Below are 13,329 nucleotides of genomic sequence, written 5' to 3'. Positions count from 1 at the left end.
CAGGTGATTAATCTATGTACTAGATTTCGGGGTTCTGATGAAACTTCGCAACCTGGCACTGCGGTCGAGGTTCTGAACTATCGTGACGCGCGTGACTGTGCGCAGCGACGAGTTTCCCCTGGATACCGACCTCATGTCGGTGGGGCAACTCGAGCGGAGACGACGATTGACCACGGCGGTGGTCGAGATGCTTGCAGAGATGCCGTCGGATCGAATCCAGATGAAAGAAGTGTCGGAGCGTTCAGGCGTGGCGCTAGGCACTCTCTATCGCTACTTTCCGACCAAACAGCAACTTCTTGCTGCGGCGATGACGGCGTGGAGCGGGCTCGAATCCGCTCGTCGTCCTGAGGAGTCGCAAACGGGCGGCGAAGAGAGCAACGCGTACGAACGGGTTCTGGCACTTCATCGCCGCGAGATGAAGGCATTCGAGCGTAGGCCTCACTTCGCTCGACTCGAGATCGAACTCCATTCGTCCTCGGATCAGTTCGTGATCGAGTCGTTGGATCAGCGCGCGGCTGCACATCGGAGAATGCTGTTCGAATTGATGGACGGTATTCCGGCCGAGACGGCGCGGGTTGCGGCCGTGGCAATGGGCGGCACGATGTTGACGGCCCTTGCACTGTGGACCAGTGGCCGGATCGGATTCGCAGAGGCCCAGCGGAACGTCGAAGACGTCATCGGACTGGTACTTCGATGAACGGTGTCACTCTAGAATTCAGTTCTTGTTTCTGTCGCTGTGAATGCGAATCATCGCTTCAGCTTCGTGAAAACGAAGACGCAGGAAGCGTCCTTACCTAGAATTCACTTACAAAACTGCCGGGATGTCCGATCCAAGGATCGACGTGTCCGTGAACTGTGAAAGTGAGTCGCAATGAAGCGCTCGTACCGAGCTCGCTCTCGAATCTGGATGGTTGTCCTGGCGTCGGCGACACTGGTGGTGACGGGGTGCGCCGGTAGCAGCCAAGGTACGACCACGGATGCATCGGACGTGACGGTCGGAGTTGTCGGTGACCAGAACAACGGGGGAGAGCCGCGCTCGGGTGGCACCGTGTCGTTTGCCACCTACAACGGGATCAGCAGTCTCGATCCGGCTGACCGTCAGGACGGCGGCGCTACCGGTGGTAGCGAAATGGCAGCCATCTACGACCTTCTGATGCGCTTCGATACGGCGGCGGGCGAATACGTTCCCCACTTGGCGCAGTCTTTGTCGGCCAACGGCAACAACACGGTGTGGACACTGAAATTGCGCGACGGCGTCACCTTCAGCGACGGCACTCCGATGGACAGTGCGGCAGTCCTGTGGAGCATCGATCACTATCTGCAGAAGAAGGGAACTCACGCGCTGGTGTGGAAGACCGCTGTGCGCGAGATGAATTCACCGGATCCGAGTACGGTCGTCTTCACATTGGCGCAGCCGTGGGACGAGTTCCCGATCATGTTCACCACCGGTCCCGGCATGATCGTCGCGCCCTCGGCGATGGCTACCGGCACGTTCACCCCGATCGGGGCAGGTCCGTTCACCGTCGAGAAGTTCGCCTCCCAGGACGAATTGGTGCTCGCTGCCCGTCCGACGTACTGGGACGGGGCGCCGTACCTCGAGAAGTTGCGCTTTCCGGCAATCGTCAACGAGAAGAGCAAACTCGAGGGATTGCACACCGACGGAATTCAAGTCGCCTATCTGAAGTCTCCCGATTTCATACACGAGGCTTTCGAAGCCGGTGATCCAGGATTTGTGTACTCGGCCAGCATGGCCGGCGTTCTGGCAATCAATCAGCGCGACGATCGGGCAGCGAAGGACGAGCGCGTGCGTAAGGCGATTGTCGCTGCGGTGGACCCGACTACGTTCAACGAGCGAGTTCAGGGCGGCTTCGGCGAACCCGGCACCGACATGTTCGCGTCGTGGTCGCAGTGGCACGGATCGGTGGCCGGGAACGGCTTCGACCCCGAGGCGGCGAAGAAGTATCTCGCCGAGGCGAAGGCCGACGGTTACGACGGAAAACTGACGTACGTCGGTATGAACGATCCGGCGACGCAGCGCAGCGCACTGACGTTTCAGTCGCTCTTGCAGGCAGTGGGTTTCACGGTCGAAATCACCTACGCAACCAGCATCAACGATCTGATTTCCATGCTGTACGCGAAGCATGACTACGACGTGTCCTACTTCGCGTTCAACGTGCTGGAAGAGTCACCGTTCGTGCGTATGTACGGCAACCTGTTCAGCGAATCGCCGTCGAACATTCTCGGCTACAAGAACGCTCGGATGGACGAGTTGCTCGGCAAGCTGCAAACAGCGTCGGGCGAGGATGAGCGGCGAGCCGTCATCGACGATATTCAAACCGTGGTCAACGAGACGGCGCCGATGGCCGTGGTCAACTCCGGCAAGGTTTTCATCCCGTGGCGCGAGAACGTGCACGGAGTGATGCCGAGTGCGGACGGGATTCTGCTCTTCGGCAACACGTGGTTGAGCTGACCCCCCGTGCGCCTTTTTGGTAGTGCCCACTACCAAAAAGGCGCACCGGGGCTTTGCCCCTAAAGCTCCGCTCGTACCAACTTCGCGGCTTCGACGAGGTTACGCAGTGACGCCTCGACCTCGACGGAACCGCGAGTCTTCAAACCGCAGTCCGGGTTGACCCACAACCGCTCGACCGGAACAGCTTTGAGTGCCTCACGCAGTGATTCGGCAATTTCGTCGACGCTCGGCACCCGCGGCGAGTGGATGTCGTAGACACCGGGGCCGACGCCGAGATCGAACCCGACCGAACTGAGATCGTCGAGGACCTCCATGTGTGAGCGTGCCGCCTCGATGGACGTGACGTCCGCGTCGAGGCCGGCGATGGCGCCGATCACCGCTCCGAACTCGGAGTAGCACAGGTGCGTGTGGATCGCGGTGGAATCCGCGACGCCCGAGGTGGCCAACCGGAAGGCGCCGACCGACCAGTCCAGGTAGGCGCGCTGATCCTCGGCACGCAGTGGGAGTAGTTCTCGCAGAGCCGGTTCGTCGACCTGGATGATTCCGATTCCGGCGGCCTGCAGATCGACGGTCTCGTCTCGAATGGCCAGTGCGACTTGATTTGCCGAGTCGGCGAGGGGTTGGTCGTCGCGGACGAACGACCAGGCCAGAATGGTGACGGGTCCGGTGAGCATGCCCTTGACCGGCTTGTCGGTCAGGGACTGTGCGTACGTGATCCAGTCGACGGTCATCTGCTTCGCGCGCGAGACGTCGCCGTACAGAATCGGCGGACGCACGCAGCGGGTGCCGTACGACTGGACCCAACCGTTGGCGGTGGCGAAGAATCCGTCCAACTGCTCCGCGAAGTACTGGACCATGTCGTTGCGTTCCGGCTCACCGTGAACAAGCACGTCCAGGTCCAGCTTTTCCTGGAGCGCAACAACTTCGGCGATCTCGGCGCGCATCCGGTTGACGTACTCGGCTTCGTCGATCTCACCTTTGCGCAGTGCTGCGCGAGCGATGCGGATCTTCGAGGTTTGCGGGTATGAACCGATGGTCGTCGTGGGCAGCGGCGGCAGAGAAAGCAGCTCGTCCTGGGCAGCGCGACGTTCGGCGGCGGGCGCGCGACCGGTCGCCGAGTTCAGCACCGCGTCCAGACGGCCTCGAACACTCGCATCATTGAGTCTGCGATCGTCCTTGCGGGTCGACGCGGCCGCTCGTGCCAGAGCGAACTCGTCCTCCACCGACTCTCGGCCCTGTGTGAGAGCGGTTGCGAGAGTTACTACTTCCTTGACCTTCTCGGTGCCGAACGCGAGCCACGAGCGCAGGGCCTTGTCGACATCGGATTCAGCGTCGAGTGTGTACGGAACGTGCAGCAGGGAGCACGACGTGGAGACGGCAAGCGTGTCGACGCTGCCGAGCAAGGCACCCAAAGTGCTCAGTGCCGAGTCCAGATCGGACCGCCAGATGTTTCGTCCGTCGACCACTCCGGCGACGATTAGTTTGCGGGCGAGTTCAGGTACGGAGCCGATCGAATCCTGACCGGCCACCAGGTCGACGGCAAATCCTTCGACGCCGGTGGACGCAAGCGCGGGCAACGCGTCACGCAGCGAACCGAAGTACGACGCCAACAGGATCGACGGCCGCTCGGACAGCGCTGAAAGCTGTTCGTACGCAGCGCGTGCCGCTTCGATTTCCTCGTCGGTGCGATCGCCCACGAGGGCGGGTTCGTCGAGCTGAACCCAGCTCGCACCGGCCTTCGCGAGCCGACCGAGTAGATCCGCGTAGAGGGGGAGTAGTTCGTCGAGCCGCGAGAGCAGCGGCTCGTCTGTGCCGACAGCCTTCGAGAGCAGCAGGAAGGTGACCGGTCCGATGACGACCGGGCGGGCTGCAATGCCGTCGGAAAGTGCTTCTGCCAGTTCGGACAAGACTTTGGACGGGTCGAGTGCGAACGTGGTGGACGGTGAAATCTCCGGCACCAGGTAGTGGTAGTTGGTGTCGAACCACTTCGTCATTTCGAGTGGCGCGATGGTGTCCGTCCCACGGGCGGCGGCAAAGTAGCGGTCCAACGGATCGGCGACCGACGCGACGCGGTCGGGCAGCGCGCCGAGAAGAACTGCGGTGTCGAGCATCTGGTCGTAGAAGGAGAAGGTATTGACCGGGATGGAGTCGAGGCCCAGGTCGCGGAGGTCGGCCAAGCCCTGCCGACGGAGGTCACGGGCGACAGCCTGCAGGGCGTCGGCGTCGATGCGCCCTGCCCAGTAGCTTTCGGTTGCCCGCTTGAGTTCTCGATGAGGACCGATGCGCGGTGAGCCCAGCACGGTCGAAGTGAATGTTGTTGTCACGGAGTTTCTCCAGATTGCCAATGCATTGATGGCCACTGCCGGCAGACGGGTACACCTCACGAGACCTCGAGTTTCGGCGGACAGTACTGCCCGCACCGCACACGAGGTCCGATGGAGATCTACACGCCCATTCCACGAGGCGGTGGACCGTCGGGCACGGCGTGCCCGACACAGTCGGCAGGTCTTCGGACTCGCGGGCACTCGATCGAGTTGGATCGAACCTACTGGCCGTCGCTTCCCAGGCGGATGCCCAGTGCACATAAACGGCGGTCGTTCCTGCTTACCGCTGCGGGACAGTCCCGGATTTTCACCGGGTTCCCTCTCACTCCGACAGCTTGCGCTGACGGGGCTTCGACGCCGGGAACGGTCTTCGGGGCTCCTCATGACCGCGCCGGGCGAACCAGCTGCATCGACCAGCATAAGGCCAACCCTCCCTGAGCAGTCAAGGAGAGTCGGCGAAGGGCGCTACGCGCGTGACATGTAGGAATTCGAGTCCGGTGGTACGCGCGGAAGATTCTCGGAGGAACGTAGATTCTCCGCCATTTCGACAAGCAGATCCTGCGAAGACGGCGATAGATCGACGACGCGAGAGGTGAGGTTTCGCAGGCGCACGTTGTGCAGCTGTTCGAGGAGAGAGAGGTCCGCCTCGCCGCCCGAGATCGCGGGCGGAGTTTGATCGGACGGGGCGTAGAAGTAGTCCGGATGGACGTTGAAGAAGTGGGCGAGGGCGGCAACCACTTCGGGTGACGGGTTGGTTCGGACGCCGGTGCGCAGTTGGGACAGGTACGGCGTCGAGATGCGGCAGCCGAACTCGGTCATGCCGCGAACGACCATCGCGTTGGTGACGTGAAAGTCGGCAGTCTCGAACAGCGAGTTCAAGCGATCGTTGAACTGGTTCGACATGAGACGTCCCTTCCCCCGTTACGCACAGGCTCCGTCGATTCAATTAACTGCATCATAGCCAGTTATCGAACGATTAGCTGTTTTGGATTCTCGCGAAGGGGTTTGTTTGCAGGGAAAACCCCTAGGGTAGAAGGTCCCTACTTTGAGTGATCTGGACAAATCGCCGTCAAGAATCGAACGGCGAACTATTTGCCGGGGAAGTGGATTCCGGCCATGCGGATCAGAGCCAGCCGTTCGACTCGGCGATTCTGACGGCTTCCGCGCGCGTCGACGCACCTGTCTTGCCCATCGCGGATGACAGATGATTTCGAACTGTCCCTGCGGACAAGAAGAGCGCCCCTGCGATGGCTGCCACGGGTGCGCCGTCGTGAGCGGCGCGCAGTACTTGGGTCTCACGCTCCGTCAGGGGCGACTCGCCGCTGACGAGGCTGTCGGCCGCAAGGGTGGGATCGACGACGCGCAGTCCGGCGTGGACACGCCTGACTGCGTCGGCCAACTGCCTGGCGGGTGTGTCCTTGACGACGAACCCGCCGGCCCCGGCGTGCAGGGCTTTGCGAAGAAATCCGGGACGTCCGAACGTGGTGACGATCAGGACTCGGGTGTCGGGTGCTGCCTCGCGAAGGGCCGCCGTCGCGGCGATTCCGTCCATGCCGGGCATCTCGACGTCCAGAAGCGCGACATCCGGGCGGTGTTCGAGAACAGCGGCCACAACCTCGTCGCCGCGACCGACCTCGGCCACCACGGAGAGGTCGGATTCCAGATCGAGTAGTGCGGCCAACGCTCCTCGCACGAGCGCCTGGTCGTCCGCCAAGAGCAGCCGTATGGTTGCTCGATCGCCCTGGCTGTTCACTCTGTCTCCTGTTCGACTACCTGAAGTGCAAACCCCTGCGGCTGGGGATGAGTGATGATCACTCGTGCGCCCGACGCTCCGGCGCGCTCGCGTAATCCGATCAGACCGTTGCCGGAAGACGTCGACCCGGCCCCTTGCCCGTCGTCGACGACCGACGCACTATTTTCGTCGACCGTGATCCGGCAGTGGGTCGCACCGCTGTGTCGAACGACGTTGGTGACGCCCTCACGGATCGTCCATGCAAAGAGTTCGCGAAGACGCGTGGGAACCATGTCGGTACTGCTCGGCACCTCGTCCTCGATACCAGCCGCACGCAATGCCTCTCGTGCTCGGGCTATCTCGACGGGAAGAGAAATCCCACGAAATCCTTCGACGGCTGAACGCACGTCTGCCAACGCGTCACGCGAAAGTCTTTCGAGGTCGTCGAGTTCGTTGCGCGCACGTTCGATATCGACATCGAGTAGGCGATTGGCCAGTTCGGCTTTGATCGTGATGACGGTCAGCGAGTGCCCGAGGATGTCGTGCAGATCGCGCGCCATCCTCGTTCGCTCCTCCATGATTGCCCGCTGCTCCTGCTCTTCGCGTTCATGGAGCATGGCGAAGTTGCGGCTGATCAGGGACATGATGCCCCAGGTCGCGAATGCGGCCGCGCAGACTCCGAGCGAGAGTCCGGAGTAGTTCCCCCACCCGGACGAGAGGCTGACTATCTCCACGGAGGCCGCGAACACCAAGGCGAGAATGCCGCCCGCGACGGTCGGCAGCAGCGTCACCGCTGTCACCGCGAGATACGGTGCGGCTGCCAAACCAGTCGGCCCGACGCTGACGATCATCACGGCGGCCAACGCGGTCAAGGCGGCCAAAGCCAGTGCAGCTTCGCGAATCGTCGGCCGAGTCATTGTCATTCGACGCCGCTGCTGCGTTGTGGCGAACGTGTAGAGATAGAGCGCACCGAAGGCGACCGTCGCGAGAATCCCTGTCCAGCCGCGCAGTTCGTCGCGCAGATTCCATCCCTCGATCAGCGGCCCGCCGAGAAATACCATCCAGACCGCAGCGAAGAGAACGCCGAAACGATTCCGCCGCGGGAGCGCGACGGAATCTTCTCGGTCAGTCGTTTGCGACAACTACACACGCTCCGTATCTCGTTGGAACCGCCAGATCGCTCCGCCGGCGAAGATGGCGAACCACACCAGGATATTGACGATCCAGGTCCAGTGAATGCTATTGCCCGTCAACGGCGCGTGGGCGAGGGCGTTGATGCCGAACATCGGGGTGAACTGTGCGATGGTCGCCCATACGGAACCGTCGGTGAGCGGCACGAAGAGTCCGCCGCCGAAGGCGAGCAGAGCCAGTCCCGGTCCGAGCAACTGCATGACGTTCTCACTGGGGAGTAGATACCCCATGAACAGGCCGAAGGCCGCGAAGATCGACGATCCCAACCAGGCGATCAATGCCGTTGTGAACCAGAGTGATCCGTCCATCTGCGCCGAGGTGAACGCGCCGACGACGTAGACGACAAGGATCGAGACGAGACCGAGCAGCATCGCCATGATCAGTTTGACGGCGATGTAGGCGACCGGGGTCAGGGGAGTCAGCCGAAGTTGACGGCTCCATCCCGACGCTCGCTCGATCGAGACCATCGCTCCGCCACTGGTAGTTGCAAGCATCGCGCCGTACAGGGCCATGCTGATCATGATGTACGCGGCGACATTGCCGTGCCCGATCCCGTGATCGTCGTCGCCTTGACCGAGCCCGAAGACGAGGAAGAAGACAACCGGCATGACGAGCGTGAAGATCATCGTGCGCCGATTGCGGGTCAGGCGACGAAATTCCAATCGCAGTAGCGTCGTGTTGAATCCGCCGAGAGGTACGACGGTTCGCTCGGCTCCGTAGGTGTTCGCTTCGGTTGCTGTGGTCATCACTTCTGTCCTTCGGAGTTGTTCGACGTGAGTGCGATGAATGCGTCTTCGAGGCCACGCGAGACGATTTCGAGATCGCGAGCCTGGGTATTGGTCAACAGGAACCGTGCAACGGCATCGGTGTCACCCGAGTGCACGAGCAGTGACTCACCGCGCACCTCGACGGCGTCGGAGTTCGGTATGGCTCGCAGGAGTTCGTCGGTGATGCCTGGAACAGTCGCGCGCAGGGTGCGTCCGGACGCCATCGCCTTGACCTCGGCGGTGGTCCCGTCTGCGACCACGGTGCCTTGCCTGACCAGGATGATGCGGTCGGCGTAGACATCGGCCTCTTCGAGGTAGTGCGTCGCAAAAAGCACAGTGCGACCGTGATCTGCGTCGGCGCGGATGGCGGACCAAAAGTCCCGACGCCCTTCGACGTCCATGCCGGTGGTGGGCTCGTCGAGAATGAGCAATTGCGGGTTCGACAGCAACGCCATCGCAAATCGCAACCGCTGTTGTTGTCCGCCTGAGCATTTGCTGACCAGGCGATCGGAGATGTCGAGGATTCCGGCTCTCCCCAGCACTTCGTCGACCGGACGGGATTGGGCGTACAGGCTGGCGGTCAGCTGCACCGTCTCGGTAACCGTCAGCTCTTTCAGTAGTCCGCCGGTCTGCATGACTGCGGAGACGAGTCCGCGGGCGATCGCCGATCGCGGTGACATTCCGAAGACGCTCACGTCGCCCGACGTCGGCCGGGACAGGCCGAGTATCATGTCGATGGTTGTCGTCTTGCCTGCGCCGTTCGGGCCGAGGAACGCGACGATCTCGCCGGGGCGGATGCTCAGGTCGATACCCTTGACGGCGTCGACGGTTCCGAAACTCTTGCGAAGTCCGGTCAACCGGACGGCGTCGTGTGCCGATCCTTCAGTGAGTGTGTGCAGTGCCTGTGGTGAATGCCGTGCCTGTGCTGAGGTCATACATAGAATCTGCTCGCTTCGAGGTCGTGATCCCTCGTCCGTCCGTCATTCTTCTGCCATGACATTTGTCATCGGGTCGGCCGGTATCTGATTCGGTGCAACCTGGCCGAGGCGCGCGAGGACCAACCCCGCGATGATTGCTGCGCCACCCACAGCTTGGAGTGCAGTGACGGATTCCCCGACCAGGATCCACGCGGCGAGGACCGCGCACAGCACTTCGGTCAGCGCTACGAGAGATCCGATTGTCGGCCCCAGCAGCGTGATTGCGGCGATGCCGGTGAGATAGGCAATGACAGTGCTGACCAGGACCAGGACCACCACCGGCAGCCATACGTTCACCGAATGGTCTGCCACGACGGCGTTCGAGGCCGAGAACTGGAGGGGGAGGACGCCGACGAGTCCGAGCGCGCCGATGACCACTGCACTGACCGTGAGCCCCGATGCCGCGAGCACAACAGGATGGAGATCACCGTCCGCACGTTCGGAAATGACGAAATAGACTGCAAGGCATGCCGCGGCGGCCAGTCCCCAGGCGACTCCGACGGCACTGATCTCTGCCGATCCGAAGACGTCGATCACCACGGCGGCGCCGATCATGGCAACCGCCGCACCGAGAAGCGTCTGCACGCTCGGACGCGCGCCCTTGGTTATCCACACCCATCCGATGACGATGATGGGAGCAAGGTACTCGAGAAGCAATGCGACGCCGACCGAAAGATGTTGCACGGCATTGAAGAAGCACAGTTGAACGCCCGAGATCGCGAACACCCCGTACAGCAGTACCGTTCGCGTGTGGGCGCTCACCTGTCGTAGGCGAGGCCATTGGGTGGCTACGGCGATCACCATCATCACCAGTGCGCCGCCGGCAACGCGCGCGAACACTGCGCCGCCGGGGGACCACCCCGATTCGATGAGAGACTTCGCGAACGGGCCCGAGACGCCGAACGTTGCCGCGGACAGCAGAGCGAAGATCAAGCCGTTGCGAGAGTTCACGTCGTCACCCGTCAGGAGTAAAAGCGATTACGATGCTGACATTAGGTTGATAGAGCTCAGGAGTCAAAGTGCATTTTGCTGGTGACACGGAATCGGCGCTCGTCTTCGCCGCGTCGTTGGTCAACACGGCCCGCGGCGGGGCTGAACTGCTTCCGGATCAAGAGGAGCTGACACGGTTTCTCGACGCGGATCATTGGACCGGCAGGCGGGACGGCACGCGGGAGGAATTGACGGCGGTTCGTGCGCTGCGTCCACGACTGCGAAAGTTCTGGGAAGCCGCGGGAGTGGACGACGCCGTCGAGGTGGTGAACACACTGCTACTCGAATCGGGCGCGAGGCCGCGGCTCACCAGGCACGACGACCTCGGCTGGCATCTGCACGTCACCGCTGACGATTCGCCACTGGTGGACCGGATGGCCGCAGAAGCGGCGATGGGTGTGCTCGATCTGATCCGTACCGACGAATTCTCGAGGTTGCGATGGTGCGAGGCCCCGGACTGCGAGGCGGTCTTCGTGGATTTGTCGCGCAATCGTTCGAAGCGATACTGCGACACCGGAAACTGTGGGAACAGGGCGCATGTCGCCGCCTATCGTGCCCGTAAATCCGGTGCGTGACCAAGCGGTGTGCGGAGGGATAGAACCAGGCTGAGTGAATACCTTGTCGGGAGCCAGGATCGGTCTAGCGTTGTTAATTCGGAACAGATTTCGCGAAGCCAGGAGGATGGTCGGTGGCCGATCGTAGGCGTCCACTCAAGACGGTGACCGGTGTCAGCGGGGCGGTGAGTATCTACGACGCAGCGATCGATCCGACGACTTCGACGGTAACGTCCGCGATCGACGTCGCAAAGACGGCCGAGGCGAACAAGATCGACGGACTGTTTGCCGCCGACCTGCTGAGTTTCGGCGCGCAGGGCGCGATCGGTGCGCAGGAGCCGTTGATCTTCCTTGCCGCGCTGAGTGCGGTCACCGCCCATGTGGGGCTGATCGCCACCGTCACGACGACGTTTCATCACCCTTTCAACCTGGCACGGTTGTTCGGCACCCTGGACCACGTCAGCAATGGTCGAGCCGCATGGAATGCCGTCACTTCCTCACTCGGAGAAGAGAACTACAGCGACCTGGACCTGCCGAGTCCGGAGGAGCGGTACGCCCGAGCGGCCGAATCGCTCGAGGTGGTCAACGCGCTTTTCGACAGTTGGAAGCCCGGCGCCCTGACCCGGGGAGAGGGCTCAGCGGTGCTCGATCCGTCGAGGGTGGTCCCCATCGAGCATCGAGGCAAGTACTTCACGGTGCAGGGGCCGCTGAACATCCCCTCCCTGCCGCAGCGTCGTCCGGTCCAATTCCAGGCAGGCCAATCTGCCGGAGGTATCGAACTGGGTGCTCGCTTCGCGGAGGTCGTATTCACTTCTCTCGCAACCTTCGAGGACGCGGTCACCTACACGAAGACGATCCGCGCCAGGGCGGCAGAGGTGGGGCGTGGGGACGAACTGCCACTGATTTTCAGCTCGTTCCACGCAACGTACGGCGCTACCGAAGCCGAAGTCGAACGATTGGTCAGAGAAGCCGAGGAATCGACGGACTTCGACGCCGGTCGCACGAGGCTTGCCGACATGTTCGGCGGTGACGTGGATTTCTCGGAATTGCCGCTGGACCGGCCGATCCCGGAGTCGTTGTTGCCGGACCCGTCGTCGGTGAATCGACGACGGGGCCGGGTCGAGATCTTCGGCAAGCTCGCATCACAAGGAAAGACTCTGCGTGAGTTGATCATCGCGTCCAAGGACACCGGCCACTGGGCAGCGGCGGGCACCCCGGAACAGCTCGCGGACGCGATCGAGGAACGATACGACGCGGGCGTACTCGACGTCATTACGCTCGGTGACCTTGCCGATCCGCGTACACGCGATTTCGTCACGAACGGACTGCTGCCGGAACTACGCAAGCGCAGAATCGTGGGAACAGATTACGTCGGGGGTACCTTCCGTGAGAACCTCGAGTTGCCACCGCTGCCACCGGTTTCCAGCACCTAGTTGTTGGAGGCGAGTGAGCGCATGAAGAACATGAGGTTGGCCGGCCGTTCCGCCAGGCGACGCATGAAGTAGCCGTACCACTGGCTGCCGTAGGGAACGTAGACCCGCAGGTGATTGCCTTCGGCTACCAATCTGCGTTGTTCGCCGTCGCGGATGCCGTAGAGCATCTGAAACTCGAAATCCTCGGCTGTCCGTGCGGTCAATGTGGCGAGTTCGAGGGCGGCGTCGATCATGGTGGGATCGTGGGAGGCGACCATCGGGTACCCGTCACCTTCCATCAAGACCTTCAGACAACGCAGGTACGACGCGTCGACTTCGCCGGGCTTTTGGAACGCAACGTCGGCCGGTTCCTTGTATGCACCCTTGCACAGCCGAATTCGTGAACCTGATCCGGAGAAGTGCCGGCAGTCGGCCTCGGTGCGGTGCAGATACGCCTGCAGGACCGTGCCGAGCGTCGGGAAGTCGCGGCGCAACTCTTCGACGATGGACAGTGTCGAGTCGGTGGTGGTGTGATCCTCCGCATCGACGGTGACCCACGCGCCCACTTCGTCTGCCGCTGTGACGATTCGGTGAGCGTTCGCCAGGGCGATCTTCTCGCCGTCACCGGGAAGTGACTGCCCTAACGCGGAGAGCTTGAGCGAAACCTCGAGGGTGTGTTGCGTCCCAGCCGCTTCGGAAAGCGTTGCGTACGAGCGGAGAAGGGAGAGATAGGCGTCGACGGTAGCTGTTGCCTGAGCTGGATCGGTAGTGTCCTCGCCGAGGTAGTCGACCGTCACGAACCGTCCACTGGTGAGGATGTCGCGTACGGCAGAGACCGCTGCGGGTTCCGCGTCCCCGGCGACAAACCTGTCTACCAGCTTGCGAGTCACGGTCATCCCGGAGACTGTCTTC

Annotated in this window: 12 protein-coding genes and 1 riboswitch; of the genes, 4 read left to right on the top strand and 8 right to left on the bottom strand. The window is 62.3% G+C overall.

Annotation, left to right across the window (positions count from 1 at the left end; translation table 11 throughout):
- Positions 1–82: 82 nt before the first annotated feature.
- Together FEZ59_RS08400 and FEZ59_RS08395 are read left to right on the top strand one after the other, a co-directional pair.
- On the top strand, positions 83–697 hold the full coding sequence (locus FEZ59_RS08400; RefSeq protein WP_021345338.1) for a TetR/AcrR family transcriptional regulator: 615 nt from the start codon (positions 83–85) through the stop codon (positions 695–697).
- Between the two features lie 174 nt (positions 698–871).
- On the top strand, positions 872–2,470 hold the full coding sequence (locus FEZ59_RS08395) for an ABC transporter substrate-binding protein (protein ID WP_021332161.1): 1,599 nt from the start codon (positions 872–874) through the stop codon (positions 2,468–2,470).
- 59 nt (positions 2,471–2,529) lie between these two features.
- Here the strand turns inward: FEZ59_RS08395 and metE are convergent, their stop codons facing one another.
- The 7 genes from metE to FEZ59_RS08360 all read right to left on the bottom strand — a co-directional run bounded on the left by metE (position 2,530) and on the right by FEZ59_RS08360 (position 10,412).
- Entirely contained in the window at positions 2,530–4,794 is a 2,265-nt protein-coding gene (gene metE, locus FEZ59_RS08390; RefSeq protein WP_031330868.1) for a 5-methyltetrahydropteroyltriglutamate--homocysteine S-methyltransferase, read from the bottom strand.
- Between the two features lie 158 nt (positions 4,795–4,952).
- Positions 4,953–5,154, bottom strand: a riboswitch (cobalamin riboswitch).
- A 105-nt stretch (positions 5,155–5,259) separates the two neighbouring features.
- A complete protein-coding gene (locus tag FEZ59_RS08385) occupies positions 5,260–5,697 on the bottom strand; it encodes a helix-turn-helix transcriptional regulator (protein ID WP_019745008.1) in 438 nt (145 codons plus the stop codon).
- A gap of 220 nt (positions 5,698–5,917) precedes the next feature.
- The gene (locus FEZ59_RS08380; RefSeq protein ID WP_019745007.1) at positions 5,918–6,547 is read right to left on the bottom strand and encodes a response regulator transcription factor; all 630 of its coding nucleotides are present in this window, start codon (positions 6,545–6,547) and stop codon (positions 5,918–5,920) included.
- Positions 6,544–7,668, bottom strand: coding sequence for a histidine kinase (locus FEZ59_RS08375; RefSeq protein WP_021332163.1), 1,125 nt, complete (start codon positions 7,666–7,668; stop codon positions 6,544–6,546). Before FEZ59_RS08375 ends, FEZ59_RS08380 begins: the two co-directional genes overlap by 4 nt.
- Positions 7,669–8,463, bottom strand: coding sequence for an ABC transporter permease (locus tag FEZ59_RS08370; RefSeq protein WP_019745005.1), 795 nt, complete (start codon positions 8,461–8,463; stop codon positions 7,669–7,671).
- A complete protein-coding gene (locus tag FEZ59_RS08365) occupies positions 8,463–9,419 on the bottom strand; it encodes an ABC transporter ATP-binding protein (protein ID WP_021332164.1) in 957 nt (318 codons plus the stop codon). The genes FEZ59_RS08370 and FEZ59_RS08365 overlap by 1 nt, the downstream gene beginning before the upstream one ends.
- 45 nt (positions 9,420–9,464) lie before the next feature.
- Positions 9,465–10,412 carry a DMT family transporter gene (locus FEZ59_RS08360; protein ID WP_097386986.1) on the bottom strand — a complete coding sequence of 316 codons (948 nt, stop codon included), beginning with the start codon at positions 10,410–10,412 and terminating at the stop codon, positions 9,465–9,467.
- Between the two features lie 68 nt (positions 10,413–10,480).
- Here FEZ59_RS08360 and FEZ59_RS08355 point away from each other — a divergent pair, with 68 nt between their 5' ends.
- Entirely contained in the window at positions 10,481–11,026 is a 546-nt protein-coding gene (locus tag FEZ59_RS08355) for a CGNR zinc finger domain-containing protein (protein ID WP_020908856.1), read from the top strand.
- A 113-nt stretch (positions 11,027–11,139) separates the two neighbouring features.
- Entirely contained in the window at positions 11,140–12,438 is a 1,299-nt protein-coding gene (locus FEZ59_RS08350; RefSeq protein WP_021332166.1) for an NtaA/DmoA family FMN-dependent monooxygenase, read from the top strand.
- On the opposite strand, the gene FEZ59_RS08345 is transcribed toward FEZ59_RS08350, so the two are convergent.
- The coding region (locus FEZ59_RS08345) for a proline dehydrogenase family protein (RefSeq protein WP_172932548.1) at positions 12,435–13,329 on the bottom strand (895 nt) is incomplete at its 5' end. The genes FEZ59_RS08350 and FEZ59_RS08345 overlap by 4 nt on opposite strands.

It is taken from the genome of Rhodococcus sp. MS13 (assembly GCF_013277835.1).
GTDB classification, from domain to species: Bacteria; Actinomycetota; Actinomycetes; order Mycobacteriales; family Mycobacteriaceae; genus Rhodococcus_F; species Rhodococcus_F erythropolis.
Note: the sequence above shows the minus strand (reverse complement) of the source record. Positions and strands in the feature narration are given on the sequence as shown.

Coding starts and splice junctions, on each gene's coding strand:
- FEZ59_RS08395 (WP_021332161.1), top strand. CDS start 872: ATGAAGCGCTCGTACCGAGCTCGCTCTCGAATCTGGATGGTTGTCCTG.
- FEZ59_RS08385 (WP_019745008.1), bottom strand. CDS start 5,697: ATGTCGAACCAGTTCAACGATCGCTTGAACTCGCTGTTCGAGACTGCC.
- FEZ59_RS08370 (WP_019745005.1), bottom strand. CDS start 8,463: ATGACCACAGCAACCGAAGCGAACACCTACGGAGCCGAGCGAACCGTC.
- FEZ59_RS08365 (WP_021332164.1), bottom strand. CDS start 9,419: ATGACCTCAGCACAGGCACGGCATTCACCACAGGCACTGCACACACTC.